We start from the raw sequence: 16,033 nt of genomic DNA on the forward strand, positions 1-16,033 counted from the left end.
AATGGATTTAACCCAAGGAACCATAGAAGAGAAAAATGGACGTGCTAGAAAAATGATGTTGTACTTTGGTATTGCATCATTAATTATGTCGTTTGCTGGTTGGACAAGTGCTTTTATTGTTAGTAGTAGCAGACCAGATTGGCTTCAAAACTTTGAAATGCCTCAACCGTTTTGGATTAGCATTATTATTATGATTGTAAGTAGTATTACGTTCATAATTGCAAAAAGAGCGTTAAAACAAGGTAACAACAGTCTAACCACTGCTATGTTAATATTAACATTTGTGCTTGGGTTATTTTTTGTTTACAATCAATTTAAAGGCTTTAATCAAATTATAGACTTAGGGTATAACTTTACAGGACCAACAAGTAATATTACAGTTACATATATCTACCTAATAGCAGTTGTACATATAGTGCATGTTGCGATAGGTTTAATTCCTATTTTAGTGGTGTTAATCAACCATTTAAGAGGGAAATATTCAGCAGAAAACATCGTAGGATTTGAGCTAGCAGAAACCTTTTGGCACTTTGTAGACTTGCTATGGATTTACCTGTTTTTTTTCTTATACTTTTTTCTAAATTAAAAAGGATCAATCTAATAAGTTGGCAAAGCTTATTTAGACACTATAAAATTTAGAGTTTGCTATTTTTTTAACTGAATAAAATGATTATTTTTGTGCCACATTTAAACAACTAATTCAACAATATGAACACTACAGTTGCAACTACTGATACAGAAGGAAAAACTTGGGAAGGTGGTAACCAACCACTAAAAGCGAGTTATGGTAAGATGATGATGTGGTTTTTTATCGTATCAGATGCATTAACATTCTCTGGGTTTTTAGCAGCCTACGGTTTTTCAAGATTCAAATTTATAGACGCTTGGCCAATTGCAGATGAGGTATTTACGCACGTACCATTTTTCCATGGTAACTACCCTATGATTTATGTAGCGTTTATGACGTTTATATTAATTATGTCTTCTGTAACTATGGTATTAGCTGTAGATGCAGGTCATCATATGAACAAGAAAAAAGTAACATGGTACATGTTTTTAACCATAATTGGTGGTTTAATTTTTGTTGGATCTCAAGCATGGGAATGGGCAACTTTTATTAAAGGAGATTATGGTGCTGTGCAAACTAAAGGTGGTAACATCTTACAGTTTGGAGAGTATGCTACTGTTGATGGTGAGCAAAAATTTAAGCGTTTGTCTATTACAGATTTTGCTGTAGCTTCACCAACAGAAAGAGAACAACATAGTCGTGATGTTGGATTATGGTTTGTTGAAGAGGCTTCATTACCAGCATATCAAGTTGGTGATATTGTTAAAGGGATGGAAGCTAATCCTAACATCTTAGTAAGAACTCAAATTTTAAATGAAGAAGGCGAAAAAACAGTACTGTCAAGAGAAGAGTCATTACAACAAATAAAAGAAAACGGTAGATTAGTAGTGCAAGGTGCAAACCTTACTGTTAATGAATATGGTTCGCCTTTATTTGCAGATTTCTTTTTCTTTATTACTGGATTTCATGGGTTTCACGTATTTTCTGGAGTAGTTATTAATATCATTATTTTCTTCAATGTTATTTTAGGAACTTATGAAAGACGTAAAAACTACGAAATGGTAGAAAAAGTTGGATTGTATTGGCACTTTGTAGATTTAGTTTGGGTATTTGTATTTACATTCTTCTACTTAGTATAATTAAGAATATTATTTTATTTCCTTAGACAGGAAACTTTTTAAAACATTAAAAATGGCAGCAGACGCACATAAATTAGAAATATTTAGAGGATTAATTAAGTTTAAATCTAATACTCAAAAAATTTGGGGAGTTTTAATCTTATTATCTATCATCACAGCTATAGAAGTTGTTTTAGGTATTTACAAACCAGAATCAACCATGAAGTCGTTTTTTGGAATGAAAATTCTTAACTGGATCTTCATTATTCTTACACTTGTAAAAGCATATTATATTACTTGGGATTTCATGCACATGCGTGATGAAACCGCAGGATTAAGACGTGCAGTTGTATGGACAGCAGTATTTTTAATTTGCTACTTAATCTTTATTTTATTACAAGAAGGTGGATATGTTTTTGATGTATACAAAGACGGATTTATAAAAAGAGATTTCTAATTTTAATTAGATATAAAATATAGTTAAAAGGTGGTTTATTAAAGCCACCTTTTTTATTTTTGTAAAACCAAAAAAGCAGGTGATATTATGGATAAAAAGAATGTGAAAAAAGGAGTAGTCTTAAGTGCTTTATTCTTCCTGCCTGTAATATTTTTATTGTTTTTATATCCTTCAACAAACAATTATAATCCATTAGAAATTGTAAAAACAGAGGTTTTAGATATTCAAAATTTAGCCTCAGTAAATACAGAAGTTAAGCTAGAAGATTATATAACCGTTTTAGGTTTTTTAGGTAAAGATCCAGAATCAAAAATTGTAGAAACATCTAATTTAAAAGAGTTAATCTATGATAAGTTTCAAGGGTTTAAAAAGTTTCAGGTAGTGATGTTGGTATCAGAAGGTGCAGAAGATGCAACAGAAAGATTAAAAAAAGAGCTAACTAAATATGGCGAGCTTAAATATTGGAAGTTTGTACCAGTTAATGATTCCGATACCAAAAAACTATTTAATAGCTTAAGAACTAGCGAAGTTTTAGATTTTAACTTAGCCACAAGCAAAGTATTTATTATTGATAAAGAGCTTAACCAACGTGGACGTTTAGACGACAGAACAAAAAAAGAAATAGAAAAAAAGATTGAAGCTTTTCCGCTTACAGCATATAATTGTAAAGAAGTTTCAGAACTGAAAAATAAAATGGGAGCAGACGATTTACGTGTTTTGTTTACCGAATATAGACAAAAACGTAAAGGCGAATTTAACTCGACTACAAGACGCGCTGACGACTTAAAAGGAGAACAGACTAATTAAGTAATTAGTTTAGAAAGTGTCGCACTGAGCGCAGTCTAAGTGTCTTTTAAAAATTATTATGAGCAAAAAACCAAATTATTCATACATCGGTATTTCGTTTATCATTCTATTGTTTGGTATTATTTTTATTCCAAAAATTGTAAATCGAATTACTAATAAAGATGTTAACCGCACAGACGAAAGTAGAAGTGAAGGTATCGTAGTTAATGCTAAAAATTCATCTAAAAAGCAGTCGGAATTGGCCTATTTAGTCATTAATGGCGAACGCAAAAAAGTACCAGAATTTAGTTTTACAGACCAAAACGGAAACACCATAACCAATAAAGATTATTTAGGTAAAGTATATGTGGTCGATTTCTTTTTTACGACATGCCCAACCATTTGTCCAAGGATGAGTAGTAACTTAGTTACCATCCAAAATACATTTAAAGATAATCCAGATTTCGGAATAGCTTCGTTTAGCATCATGCCAGATAATGACACACCAGAAGTGCTAAAAACATATGCAGATAATTATGGTGTGACCAATCCTAATTGGCATCTAATGACGGGAGCCAAAGAAGAGATTTATAAACTGTCAAACATTGGGTTCAATATTTTTGTGGATACAGAAAATTTTGAACATTCAGGTGACTTTGCTTTAGTAGATAAAGAAGGCTATTTGCGCTCTAGAATAGATGATTTTGGAAACCCAAAAATCTTTTATAAAGGCGTTATAAGCGAACAAGAAAAAGTAGACGAAGATGGAGTTGAACAAGAAATTACAATGCTAAAAGAAGACATTGCTATACTTTTAAAAGAATAACTAGTGCGTTTGTCACACTGAGCGCAGTCGAAGTGCACATTAAAAAATAAAATATGAATACAGAAAACTTACAAAACGAAAAAAAATATAACAAGTGGATAGTTGCACTTTCAATTATAATACCATTAGCAGTAGCTGCTTTATTTGGAGTTAACTTAAAAAAACTAGGTTTTGACGTACAACCCTTAACCTTTTTGCCACCAATTTATGCTACTATTAATGGGTTAACAGCACTAGTGTTACTTGTTGCAGTGTGGTCTATTAAAAAGGGGAAAAGGAAACAGCATGAAAATTTAATGAAGTTTGCTATCGCTTTATCAGTGTCGTTTTTATTAATGTACATTGCTTACCATATGACTAGTGATTCTACTAAATTTGGAGGAGAAGGTGTTATAAAATATGTGTATTATTTTATATTAATTACGCATATTGTATTGTCTATAGCAGTCATACCATTTGTGTTAATTACGTATGTTAGAGCCATCACTAATAATTTTGAACGTCATAAAAAGATAGCAAAAATTACATTTCCATTGTGGTTATATGTAGCCATAACTGGTGTTGTGGTTTATTTAATGATTTCGCCTTACTATGTGTAATTGTCATTCAGAGCGTAGCGAAGAATCTTATAAGTATGAAAACTAAAGCTTTTTTATTTCTATTTTTACTCTTATCATTTGTACAAGCAAATTCACAATGTGCTATGTGTCGTGCAGTTTTAGAAAACGAAGAAGGGCAAGCAGCAGCAAAAGGAATAAACGATGGAATTGTCTATCTTATGTCTATTCCATATATAATAGTCTTTGGTTTAGGCTTTTTTATATATTGGAAATACTTTAAGACTAAAAAAAGGATTGAAACTTAGTAAAGTTTTCTTTTAACAAAACTTTTCAAATAAAATTGTAACAAATACTATCCTTTGTAGTCTAATTGATATTGAGTTAAACATCAATCAATAAAACCACCAATTATGCTCAAAATAAGTAAACTACACAAGTCTTATCCTATTGGCGATTCTAGTCTTCATGTTTTAAAAGGAATTGATTTATCTGTCGAAGAAGGTGAAATGGTAGCTATTATGGGTTCTTCTGGATCAGGAAAATCCACTTTACTTAATATTATTGGGATGTTAGACGAGGCTGATGAAGGTGAATACATTCTAGATGGTGTTCCTATTAAAAACCTAACAGAGAAAAAAGCAGCAATTTATCGTAATAAGTTTTTAGGATTTATTTTTCAGTCTTTCAATCTAATTAATTATAAAAACGCATTAGATAATGTGGCTTTGCCTTTATATTATCAAGGCTTAAAACGCAAAGATCGAGTAGAAAAAGCCATGTTTCATTTAGGTAAAGTTGGTCTTAAAGATTGGGCTCATCACTTACCAAACGAGCTATCAGGTGGACAAAAACAACGTGTAGCTATAGCACGTGCATTAGCTGCAAATCCAAAATTATTATTGGCAGATGAGCCAACAGGAGCTTTAGATACCACAACATCTTATGAGATTATGGATTTTATCCAATCTTTAAATGATGAAGGTAAAACCATACTTATGGTAACCCATGAAGAAGATATAGCAAATATGTGTAAGCGTATTGTTAGATTAAAAGATGGTGTTATTATGGAAGATGTATTTGTAAATCAAGTTAGAGCTTCAGCACATGTTTGATAAAGACCTTTGGCGGGAAATATTTCAGAGTATCAATAAAAATAAAACCAGAACTTTACTATCAGGTTTTACAGTGTCTTTTGCTATTTTATTATTTGCATTACTCTTTGGTATAACCAATGGATTATTAAACACTTTTGATTCGGCATTTGTAGACGATGCTAAAAATTCAATTTTTATTCAGTCAGGAAAAACCTCTAAAGCAAGTAACGGTTTACAAGCAGGACGACAAATTCAGTTCGAAAATAAAGACCAAGAATGGATAGAAAAGGAGTTTGGAGATAAAGTCCAGTATATAACTTCAAGAATTTATCTTAACGTTACAGCTATCTATAAAAACGAAAAAAACAGCTATTCGGTAAGAGCTGTAAATCCAGATCATCAATATTTAGAAAACACAAAAGTTAATTACGGTAGATATATTAACCAATCCGATATAAAAAACAAAACTAAAGTGGTTGTAATTGGTCGTTTAGTTGAAGAAGATTTGTTTTTAAAAACCACTGCTATAGGTAAATATATAAACCTTAACGGAATCCAATATAAGGTCGTTGGAATTTTTAGTGACGATGGTGGTGACAATGAAGAACGTTTAATATACATGCCAGTGTCTACTGCACAACAAATTTATGGTAATAACGATCATATAGATCAAATCAATTTAACCTATAACCCAGACATGAATTTTGATTCTGCTATAAGTTTCAGTAACCTGTTAACTAAAAAGCTAAAAGACCGTTTTTCTGTATCTCAAAGCGATCAACGCGCTATTAGAGTGCGTAATTTGGCAAACGAGTCTAAAGCAGTAGATCAAATGACATTTGTTTTAGGGATACTAGTACTTATAATAGGTTTTGGGACATTAATTGCAGGAATTGTTGGTATTAGCAACATTATGATATTTATTGTAAAAGAACGTACCAAAGAGATAGGTATTAGAAAAGCTTTAGGGGCTTCTCCAAAGTCTATTGTACTTATCATTTTAATGGAGTCCATTTTAATTACCATTATTGCTGGTTTTGTTGGACTATTGCTAGGTATGGGAATTCTAGAATTAGTTGGGCCAAGTTTAGAACAATACTTTATCAAAGACCCTTACGTAAGTTTAAATTTAGTTATTGGCGCTACAATAACCTTAATTATAGCTGGCGGACTTGCAGGATATTTACCTGCTAAAAAAGCATCAAGAATTAAACCAATTGTAGCACTAAGAAACGATTAACTATGCGATTTTTATTTGAAAGAGATACGTGGCAAGAGGTTTTTGATAGCTTAGGGAAAAACAAACTCCGTACAGCATTAACCATGGTTGGTGTTTGGTGGGGAATCTTACTCCTAATTGCATTATTAGGTTCTGCTCGTGGTATAGAAAACTCCTTTAACAGACTGTTTGGTAGTTTTGCTACAAACAGCGTATTTGTTTGGTCGCAAAGTACAAGTAAACCTTTTAAAGGGTTTCAAGAAGGACGCCAAGTACCACTTAAAATTAGTGATGCCAAAAAAATTGAAGAAAATGTAGATGGTATCGAATTTGTGGTACCACGTAATCAAAGTTCGGCTTTAGTAACTCATAATTTTTTATCAGGTAATTTTGGTATAAATGGTGACTACCCTTTACTGGATCAGGTTCAAAAAAAGAAAATGATCAGAGGACGTTTCATCAATCAAACAGACATTGATTTAAATCGTAAAGTTGTCGTTATTTCAGAAGAAATCTACAAGCAACTGTTTGAAAAAGATGCCGAAATGATAGGGGAATACATTCAAATTAACAGCATGAATTTTAAAGTTGTTGGTATGTTTGAAACTGGTAATGCTAATATGGGACCATCTAGTGATATCCACATACCATTCACCACTTTTCAGCAAATCTATAATATGGGAGAAAACATTGGATGGATGATGATTACTGGTAAGCCAGAATATGACATCTCTCAAATAGAATTGGATGCTAAACTAATTTTAAGAAATTTAAATCAAGTACACCCAGAAGATAATCGTGCATTTGGTAGTTTTAATTTAGGAAAAGAGTTTGCAAAAATCACGGGTTTTTTAACAGGAATGCAGTTTTTAACATGGTTTGTTGGAATAGCTACTTTAATAGCAGGTGTTTTTGCAATTGGAAACATATTATTAATTACTGTAAGAGAACGTACCAAAGAAATTGGTGTACGTAGAGCTTTAGGAGCTACACCTTTTGAAATTAAAAGACAAGTCATTTTAGAAGCAGTGTTTATTACATTAATAGCTGGATTACTAGGTATTATTAGTGGTGGATTGCTACTTATTTTTGTCGATACGTTTTTTGGACAAGGTCCAGAAGCAGTATTAGTAAATGCGTCTGTATCAATTTCTGTAGTATTTATAGCCTTAATAATATTAGTCATTTTAGGAACATTAATTGGGTTAATACCAGCATTTAAAGCAACAAGTGTTAAGCCAATAGACGCTTTAAGAGAAGAATAAAAAAATCAATCAAAATAAAATTATAAACGTACAAGCAACAGAATAATCCATAACCAAATGAAAAAATTAATAAAAATAATTATCGTAGTAGTCTTAATTTTAGCACTAGTTTGGGTGTTAAAATATTTTAAGGATTCAAATGAAAAATCTGTTGAAGATTTTAAAACAGCTGAACCTTTTTATACTTCAATTAATACAAAAACAGTAGCAACTGGTAAGCTTAATCCGGAAGAAGAAGTAGAGTTAAAACCTCAAATCTCTGGAATTATCGATAAAATTTTAGTAGAAGAAGGAGACATTGTAAAAAAAGGGGATGTTATTGCTAAAATTAGAGTAGTACCAAACGAGCAAAGTTTGGTTGGTGCAAGTAGTCAAATTGCAACCGCTAAACTATCGTACAATAATGCAAAAACTATCTATGACAGAAATAAAACTTTATTTGAAAAAGGAGTCATTTCTAGACAAGATTTTGAAAATAGCGAGTTGGCTTTAAATCAGGCTCAAGAAACATTAAATCAAGCTCAAAATAATTACCAAATTATAAAGCGAGGGTCTTTATCTGGTGGTGGCTCTGCTAATACCAATATTATTGCATTAATTCCAGGTACTATTTTAGAAATCCCAGTACGTGAAGGTGATCAAGTTATTGAAAGTAATAACTTTAATGCAGGGACAACCATAGCTACCATTGCTGATATGAGCAAAATGATTTTTGAAGGAAAAGTAGACGAAGCTGAAGTTGGTAAACTAGAAGAAGGAAAAGAAATAAAAGTCATTTTAGGAGCCATTAACGAAAAAGAATTTCCAGCAAAATTAACGTTTGTTGCACCTAAAGGAATGGAAGAAAATGGCGCAGTACAATTTACAATTAAAGCAGATGTAGATGTAGAACCTTCAACAAAAATTAGAGCTGGTTACAGTGCCAATGCAGAAATTGAAATGGAAAGCAGAGACAGCACTTTAGTAATCAAAGAATCCTTACTTCAGTTTAACAGAATTACAGAAAAACCTTTTGTAGAGATTGAAAAAGAACCAGGAAAATTCGAAAAACAAAATGTAGAACTAGGGTTGTCTGACGGAATAAATGTAGAAATTACAGAAGGTGTAAAAGAAGGTGATAAAATTAAAGTGTGGAATAAAGCATCTAAAGAAGATAACGATGAAGACGACAATTAATATGAAACAGGTTATAACTATAATAATGTTGTTTGTAGGTTTTTCTGCTTCAGCACAAGAAAAAAAGTGGACACTGCAAGAGTGTGTGACCTATGCGCTTGAAAATAACATAACAATCCTACAAGGACAAAATACTTTAGTATCTAATGAGCAAGACATAATTGCATCAAAAGGTCAGTTTTTACCTAGTGTAAATGCTAACTTAGGACATAGTTTATCTTTAGGTAACAGAGAGTTATTTCCAGGACAATTTGTAGACAGAACAGACAATAGTACTAGTGTTAGTATAAGTGCTAATCAAACCGTTTTTAATGGTTTCAGGTTAACAAACTTGTACAAGCAATCTCAATTAAATTTAGAGACTAATCAGTTAGAATTAAATAGAATTAAAGATGATATTTCTTTAAACGTAGTAAACGCCTATTTAAATGTATTGTTTAATATCGAAAACTTAGACATTGCAAAAGCTCAATTTGAATTTACCAAAAAACAGCTAAAGCAAGTAGAGGATTTAGTAGATGCAGGTGTACAACCAGCAGCAAATATATTTGATGCAAAAGCCACGTTAAGTAGAGATTTACAAAGTGTGACTGTAGCTCAAAATAATTATGATTTAGCATTACTTACGCTTTCTCAATTATTACAATTGCCTTATGAAGGGTTTCAAATAGAAGTCATAAATATTGATAATCCTGCAGCAGAATTAATGTATAATGATGCGCAACCAATTGTTAACTATGCGTTGGATAACAGATACGAGGTAAAAGTGGCTGAAAAAAATATTGAAAACGCAGAACTAAATACTGAAATTTCAAAAAGTGGATTTTTACCGTTTGTTTCTTTAAGTTATGGATTTGGTTCAAATGTATTTTTCACCAATTTATTTGATACAGAAGCTTCCTTTTTTGATCAATTAAATCAACAAAAAGGTCATCGTTTTAGTGTTAATGTAAACATTCCTATATTTTCACAATTTCAAAATAAAACTAATGTTGCAAGGTCTCAAATTCAAGAAGAAAACGCATCGCTTAACTTAGAACAAACAAAACTTAATGTAGAAGCTAATGTACAACGTGCATTTGCAGATGCTAAAGCTGCATATTTATCTTATGAAGCTGCTAAAGTAAGTTTAGAAGCGCAACAAATTGCTTTTCAAAATTCTCAAGAGCGTTATAATATTGGAGCAATGAATGCTTTTGATTTAGAGCAAACAAGATTACGATTAGTAAACGCAGAGTCCTCTTTGATTAATGCAAAGTATGATTTTATCTTCAAAACAAAAGTTTTAGACTTTTATCTTGATAAACCAATAACTCAATAAAAGTGGCCTTAATATTAAATATAGAAACAGCTACCACAAACTGCTCAGTCTCTCTATCTAACAATGGAGAGACTTTGGTATTAAAAGAAGATTATGGTAATGGGTTTTCTCATGCAGAAAAACTACATGTTTATATTGAAGCAGTTTTAAAAGAAGCACAAATTGAAGCCAAACAACTAGATGCAATTGCAGTTAGTAAAGGTCCAGGATCATATACTGGTTTACGCATAGGTGTATCTGCAGCTAAAGGTTTATGTTATGCTTTAAATAAGCCATTAATTGCAGTGTCTACATTAGAAGCTTTAGCACATCAGGTACATATTGAAGAAGGTTTGATAGTACCTATGTTAGATGCAAGACGATTAGAAGTGTATTCTGCTATATTTGACGCTAATTATAACGAAGTTAGAGCTATTGAAGCTCAAATTTTAGATGAGACATCGTTTGAAGATGAATTAGAAAAAAACAAAATTTACTTTATTGGTAATGGTGTAGAAAAAACTAAAACATTAATCAATAATGAAAATGCTTTTTTTATTGAGGCTAAATTGCCTTCAGCTGATCAAATGAGTGCTTTATCATATAGTAAATACAAAAAAAACGACACCGAAGATGTCGCTTATTTTGAGCCTTTTTATTTAAAAGATTTTGTTGGGACAAAAGCTAAATAAGCTTATCCCTTTTTTTGAATCTCTACCGTATGTGGATAAGGTATATCTATACCTGCAGCATCTAATGCTTCCTTAGTGTTTTCTGTTGTTTCAAAATAAACAGCCCAATAGTCTTCTGCTTTACACCATGGTCTTACAGCAAAATTAACAGAGCTATCAGCTAGTTCAATCACATTAACCGTTGGTGCAGGCTCCTTAAGGACTTTGGGGTTTGACGTTAACACTTTCATTAATACGTCTTTTGTTTGTTTAATGTCAGAATCATAACCTACACCAAAAATTAAATCTACACGTCTAGTTCCTTCGGTCGTGTAGTTAATAATATTTCCATTAGACAACGCACCATTTGGAATAATAACTTCTCGGTTTGATAATCCAGTAATTTTAGTTGTAAATATCTGTATTTCTTTAACGACACCCATTTCACCTTGTGCCTCTATTAAATCACCAATTTTAAAAGGTTTAAATAGCATAATTAAAACACCACCTGCAAAATTACCTAGTGAGCCTTGTAAAGCCAGTCCGATTGCTAAACCAGCAGCAGCGATGATAGCAGCAAATGAAGTAGTTTCAACTCCTAAGGTACCTAAAACAACTATTATAAGTACAATTTTTAAAATCCAATTAATTAGGTTTAAAAGAAACTTTTGTAAGCTAACATCATAATTTCTTGACAACATTAATTTTTTTAATGCTTTAGAAATTTGTTTAATTATAATACTACCAATAATCCATATTATAATGGCAGCTAATAATTTAGGTCCAAATTCTAGTGAAAGTTCTACACCTTTGTCAATCCATTGTTGTAAATCCATTTGTATAAATTTAAGTTCTTACAAATATATACATATATAGTAAACCTTACTTTCAGGTAGGAAAAATTAAACTTGAAATGTTATATTAGATATGGTTGTACTCCTTTATTTATTTTTCTGTTAAACAGTTAGGATGTTATCTTTTTTGATTTAGATTTTTCAACGAGTTTTATGGTTAAATGAGCAGATTTATTAGGCGATATTTTAGTATAATTGTAAATTAATCCATTGATAAACCCTTTTTATAAAAAAGAAATGAAAAAATTTCTACTCACTATAACTTTTTTAGCGTCGTTAATTAATACGTATTCTCAAGATATAAATATGCTAAATGGGACATTTAATCAATGTTCTGGTGTGTTTTATGATTCAGGAGGAAATGCAAGTAACTATGCAGATAGTGAAAACTTTGTAATGACCATCTGTCCAGATGGACCAGAACAATTTATACAATTACAATTTACATTGTTTAGTACTCAAATTGGTTTAGATGAATTAACTATTTATGATGGTGACGATACTACAGCTCCAGTAATTGGGGTGTATTCTGGTGGTGGTGCTGCTAATAATCCTGGGACAGTCTCTGCTTCTCCTACTAGTCCAACAGGATGTTTAACCTTCCAATTTGTTTCAGACACTAGTGCAAATACACTAGGTTGGGCAGCAAATATATCTTGTCTTCAATCTTGTCAAACTATCACGCCAAGTATAGATTCTACGGTTCCAGCAGCTAATGCTGGTGTTGTTCAAATTCCGTTAGGAGGTGATGTTACATTTAATGGTAGTGCTACATTTGAAGATGATGGGACTGGAGCAGTCTATTCTTGGAATTTTGGAGACGCAACTACAGGTTCGGGTCAAACAGTAAACCACACCTATAATAATATTGGTACGTTTACAGCAACATTAACAGTTACAGATACAAATCCAACAGGATGTTCAGAGTCTACAACAATTCAAGTAGAAGTATTAAGTCCATACATTGATGTCGACCAAACAACTTACACTGTTCCTCAATTAATTGAAGATGTCCTAATAGATAGTCCGTGTGCAGCTGTATCCAATATCAATTGGAGTACAGGGTCAAATTTTGGTCAGGAAAACGGTATAGGCTATTTCTCTGCAATACCTGGAGCATTCCCATTTGAAGCTGGAATTGTTCTTAATTCTGGAGATGCGATGGAAGCAGAAGGTCCAGAAACTGGCACACAAAGTAGTGGTGGTTGGGCTGGTGATGCTGACTTAGAAAATGCGATACCTTCGTTAAATTTAGGAGATTCAAACGATGCTACTTTTATAGAATTCGATTTTGTGCCAATAGCAAACACTATAAGCTTTGACTTTTTATTTGCTTCTGAAGAGTATGGTACTTTCCAATGTAGTTATACAGATGCATTTGCCTTTTTATTAACAGACCTTACAACTGGAGTTACAACTAATTTAGCAGTTGTACCAGGTACTACAGATGTTGTTTCTGTATTTACGGTTAGAGACGATGCTTATAACGCAAGTTGCGCATCAGTTAATCCACAATATTTTGATTCTTATTATGGTGCTACAGGTTTACCTACTGTTAACGATCCAATTAATTTTAGAGGATACACTAGGTCAATGACTGCGTTTTCAAATGTAATACCTAATAACACTTATAATATAAAATTAGTAATTGCAGATGCTTTTGATACAGCTTACAATGCTGCTGTATTTTTAGGAGCAGGTACTTTTAATTTAGGAGGAGAATTAGGTGACGACGTTACTATTGCTCAAGGAAATGCTATTTGTAGTGGAGGGATTATTCCATTAGATACCAATTTACCAACAGCTACTCATACATGGTATTTAGATGGTAATGTGATACCAGGAGAAACAGGTTCTACATTAGACGCAACATCACCAGGAGTTTATAGTGTAGATATTGTATTTTCTTCAACTTGTCAGGCATCAGATTCTATTTTAATAGAATTTATTCCAGGTCCTATGGTGGAAAATACTATTGATGTATTTACCTGTTTCAATTCAGCTGGTTCAGAAATTTTTGATTTAACAGTTAATGATGCTGAAGTCATAGGAACACAAAATGCTGCAGATGTTAATGTAAGTTATCATGATAGGTTAGTCGATGCACAAAATGATGTAAACCCAATTCTGGACCCTGTAAATTATGTTGGGTCTGGAACATATCCACAGCTTATTTATGTAAGAATAGAAGATGCTTTATCAGAAACATGTTCTGATATTAGCTCGTTTAATTTAGATGTAATTATATCGGTAATTAATCCTGCTTCTAATATGGAAGTTTGTGATGATCCTTCCAATGATGGTTTTGAATTATTTGATTTAGAATCTCAAACACTTTCCATTTTAGGAACCCAATTACCATCAGATTACACAGTAACTTATCACAACTCTTTTGCAGATGCAGATACAGATAGTAATGCATTGATAAGTCCGTACAATGGTAGTAATAACGAATATATTTTTGTTAGAATTGAAAGTGTTTTAGACCCAAGTTGTTATTCAGCAAACCAATTGCCTCATGGTGGTTTTAGATTATTTGTAAACCCAAATCCTACAGCAAATCAACCTATGGATATGGTAGTTTGTGACGATATCTCAAATGATGGTTTTGAAATCTTCGATTTAACTAGTCAAGAAGCTGCAATTTTAGGGACTCAAAACCCAACAGATTTTACAGTTACTTTTTATGAAAATATGGCAGATGTAGCTACTGAGACTAATCCTATTTTAAATCCTGGAGCATATCAAAACTTAACAACACCACAACAGACCATTTATGTTAGGGTAAATGACAATAACAATCCCTCTTGTTATGGTTCTACACAGTTTGATTTGGTTGTAAATGCGCTACCAACAGTTACACCTCCTTCACCTCTAGAAGTTTGTGATGATGCAACCCCAGACGGTTTCACTGCAATAGATTTAAGCATCAAAAACAATGAGATTAGTGGTGGTAATCCAGCGTATGCAGTAACGTATTATCTAACCCAAATGGATGCAGATATGGAAGTTAATCCATTACCAATACCTTACACAAATATTAGTAATCCACAAATCATTTTTGTACGCGTAGAGGATGTCAACACAAGCTGTTACACAACCACAACTTTGCAATTAGATGTCGAGCAAGCACCAGTAGCCTTTACACCAACACCATTAGAGTTTTGTGATCCAGACAGTGATGGTTTTGGCGTATTTACACTAAGTGATGCGGAAGCCGAAATCACAGGAGGCGCACCAGGCTTAACAGTAACATATCACGAAACACCAAGTGATGCCCAAAACAATGTCAATGCACTAGTTAGTCCATATAACAACATAGTGGTAGATATGCAAACCATTTATGTACGTGTAGAAAGCGCAACAATAGCAACAGCCTGTGCCAGTTTTGTCGATCTAGTGTTAATTGTTAATCCAACACCACAGATAACAGATCCAAGCCCACTAGAAGTTTGTGATAACGATGCAGATGGTATAGCAGTATTTGATTTAGAATCAAACAATCCAGAGATTTTAAATCAATTAGATGCAGATGCATCAAACGATTTAGCAGCAACAGACTACACCATTACGTTTTATGAGACTGCAGCCAATGCAGCAGTACCACAAAATGCTATAGCCACACCAAACGCCTATACCAATACCACACCAGATATGCAAACCATTTGGGTGCGTGTAGAGGATAATGCCAATGGATGTTCAACAATCACGACAATGGATTTAATAGTCAATCCATTACCAGTATTAGTACAACCAGACTCATTAGAATTGTGTGATTATAACAATCCAGGAGATGAGGTAGAAGCTTTTAATTTAGAAGATGCCAATGCACAAATCTTAAACGGACAAACCGGAATTACATTAACATATTACGACACACAAGCAGGAGCAGACAATGCAACCGCAGCAAATCAGATTGTTAGTCCATATACCAATGTGGTTAACCCACAAACGGTTTATATCCGAGCAGAAGATAACGTAACAGGCTGTGTTAGTACCATAACCTTAGATTTAAGAGTCAACCCAATCCCATCACCAGTAGCTAATCCAACACCATTAGTAGAATGTGATGACGATAACGATGGGTTTGCCAGCTTTGATTTAGACAGTCAAACAGCAACACTATTAAATGGTGAGCC

Annotated in this window: 15 protein-coding genes; 14 read left to right on the forward strand and 1 reads right to left on the reverse strand. The window is 32.7% G+C overall.

Annotation, left to right across the window (positions count from 1 at the left end; genetic code table 11):
• The first annotated feature begins 1 nt into the window (after position 1).
• The 13 genes from LY08_RS02560 (at position 2) to tsaB (ending at position 11,061) form a co-directional block, all read left to right on the forward strand.
• The gene (locus LY08_RS02560; protein WP_111658860.1) at positions 2–586 is read left to right on the forward strand and encodes a cytochrome c oxidase subunit 3; all 585 of its coding nucleotides are present in this window, start codon (positions 2–4) and stop codon (positions 584–586) included.
• 122 nt (positions 587–708) lie between these two features.
• Positions 709–1,707, forward strand: coding sequence for a cytochrome c oxidase subunit 3 (locus tag LY08_RS02565; RefSeq protein WP_111658861.1), 999 nt, complete (start codon positions 709–711; stop codon positions 1,705–1,707).
• 52 nt (positions 1,708–1,759) lie between these two features.
• The gene (locus LY08_RS02570) at positions 1,760–2,143 is read left to right on the forward strand and encodes a cytochrome C oxidase subunit IV family protein (RefSeq protein ID WP_111658862.1); all 384 of its coding nucleotides are present in this window, start codon (positions 1,760–1,762) and stop codon (positions 2,141–2,143) included.
• Positions 2,144–2,230: 87 nt separating this feature from the next.
• On the forward strand, positions 2,231–2,950 hold the full coding sequence (locus LY08_RS02575) for a hypothetical protein (protein WP_111658863.1): 720 nt from the start codon (positions 2,231–2,233) through the stop codon (positions 2,948–2,950).
• A gap of 58 nt (positions 2,951–3,008) precedes the next feature.
• Positions 3,009–3,755, forward strand: coding sequence for an SCO family protein (locus tag LY08_RS02580; protein ID WP_111658864.1), 747 nt, complete (start codon positions 3,009–3,011; stop codon positions 3,753–3,755).
• Positions 3,756–3,808: 53 nt separating this feature from the next.
• A complete protein-coding gene (locus LY08_RS02585) occupies positions 3,809–4,354 on the forward strand; it encodes a DUF420 domain-containing protein (RefSeq protein ID WP_111658865.1) in 546 nt (181 codons plus the stop codon).
• Between the two features lie 35 nt (positions 4,355–4,389).
• Entirely contained in the window at positions 4,390–4,620 is a 231-nt protein-coding gene (locus LY08_RS02590) for a hypothetical protein (protein ID WP_111658866.1), read from the forward strand.
• Positions 4,621–4,725: 105 nt separating this feature from the next.
• Entirely contained in the window at positions 4,726–5,427 is a 702-nt protein-coding gene (locus tag LY08_RS02595) for an ABC transporter ATP-binding protein (RefSeq protein WP_111658867.1), read from the forward strand.
• Positions 5,420–6,649 (forward strand): ABC transporter permease, encoded by a 1,230-nt coding sequence (locus tag LY08_RS02600; RefSeq protein WP_111658868.1) that lies wholly within the window; start codon positions 5,420–5,422, stop codon positions 6,647–6,649. The genes LY08_RS02595 and LY08_RS02600 overlap by 8 nt, the downstream gene beginning before the upstream one ends.
• Positions 6,650–6,651: 2 nt before the next feature.
• Positions 6,652–7,893 carry an ABC transporter permease gene (locus LY08_RS02605; RefSeq protein ID WP_111658869.1) on the forward strand — a complete coding sequence of 414 codons (1,242 nt, stop codon included), beginning with the start codon at positions 6,652–6,654 and terminating at the stop codon, positions 7,891–7,893.
• Between the two features lie 57 nt (positions 7,894–7,950).
• Positions 7,951–9,069 (forward strand): efflux RND transporter periplasmic adaptor subunit, encoded by a 1,119-nt coding sequence (locus LY08_RS02610; protein ID WP_111658870.1) that lies wholly within the window; start codon positions 7,951–7,953, stop codon positions 9,067–9,069.
• Entirely contained in the window at positions 9,053–10,390 is a 1,338-nt protein-coding gene (locus LY08_RS02615; RefSeq protein ID WP_111658871.1) for a TolC family protein, read from the forward strand. Before LY08_RS02610 ends, LY08_RS02615 begins: the two co-directional genes overlap by 17 nt.
• A 2-nt stretch (positions 10,391–10,392) precedes the next feature.
• The gene (gene tsaB / locus LY08_RS02620; protein ID WP_111658872.1) at positions 10,393–11,061 is read left to right on the forward strand and encodes a tRNA (adenosine(37)-N6)-threonylcarbamoyltransferase complex dimerization subunit type 1 TsaB; all 669 of its coding nucleotides are present in this window, start codon (positions 10,393–10,395) and stop codon (positions 11,059–11,061) included.
• 2 nt (positions 11,062–11,063) lie between these two features.
• Here the strand turns inward: tsaB and LY08_RS02625 are convergent, their stop codons facing one another.
• Positions 11,064–11,876, reverse strand: coding sequence for a mechanosensitive ion channel family protein (locus tag LY08_RS02625; protein WP_111658873.1), 813 nt, complete (start codon positions 11,874–11,876; stop codon positions 11,064–11,066).
• A gap of 255 nt (positions 11,877–12,131) precedes the next feature.
• Here LY08_RS02625 and LY08_RS02630 point away from each other — a divergent pair.
• The coding region (locus LY08_RS02630) for a choice-of-anchor L domain-containing protein (protein ID WP_146603191.1) at positions 12,132–16,033 on the forward strand (3,902 nt) is incomplete at its 3' end.

It is taken from the genome of Olleya aquimaris (genome assembly GCF_003259525.1).
Lineage (GTDB): Bacteria > Bacteroidota > Bacteroidia > Flavobacteriales > Flavobacteriaceae > Olleya > Olleya aquimaris.

Bases quoted from the DNA above. Each gene is read 5' to 3' on its own strand.
- LY08_RS02615 (WP_111658871.1), top strand. From the start codon at position 9,053: ATGAAGACGACAATTAATATGAAACAGGTTATAACTATAATAATGTTG.
- LY08_RS02600 (WP_111658868.1), top strand. From the start codon at position 5,420: ATGTTTGATAAAGACCTTTGGCGGGAAATATTTCAGAGTATCAATAAA.
- LY08_RS02590 (WP_111658866.1), top strand. From the start codon at position 4,390: ATGAAAACTAAAGCTTTTTTATTTCTATTTTTACTCTTATCATTTGTA.
- LY08_RS02595 (WP_111658867.1), top strand. From the start codon at position 4,726: ATGCTCAAAATAAGTAAACTACACAAGTCTTATCCTATTGGCGATTCT.
- LY08_RS02585 (WP_111658865.1), top strand. From the start codon at position 3,809: ATGAATACAGAAAACTTACAAAACGAAAAAAAATATAACAAGTGGATA.
- LY08_RS02625 (WP_111658873.1), bottom strand. From the start codon at position 11,876: ATGGATTTACAACAATGGATTGACAAAGGTGTAGAACTTTCACTAGAA.
- LY08_RS02575 (WP_111658863.1), top strand. From the start codon at position 2,231: ATGGATAAAAAGAATGTGAAAAAAGGAGTAGTCTTAAGTGCTTTATTC.
- LY08_RS02580 (WP_111658864.1), top strand. From the start codon at position 3,009: ATGAGCAAAAAACCAAATTATTCATACATCGGTATTTCGTTTATCATT.
- LY08_RS02610 (WP_111658870.1), top strand. From the start codon at position 7,951: ATGAAAAAATTAATAAAAATAATTATCGTAGTAGTCTTAATTTTAGCA.
- LY08_RS02570 (WP_111658862.1), top strand. From the start codon at position 1,760: ATGGCAGCAGACGCACATAAATTAGAAATATTTAGAGGATTAATTAAG.
- LY08_RS02560 (WP_111658860.1), top strand. From the start codon at position 2: ATGGATTTAACCCAAGGAACCATAGAAGAGAAAAATGGACGTGCTAGA.
- LY08_RS02605 (WP_111658869.1), top strand. From the start codon at position 6,652: ATGCGATTTTTATTTGAAAGAGATACGTGGCAAGAGGTTTTTGATAGC.
- LY08_RS02565 (WP_111658861.1), top strand. From the start codon at position 709: ATGAACACTACAGTTGCAACTACTGATACAGAAGGAAAAACTTGGGAA.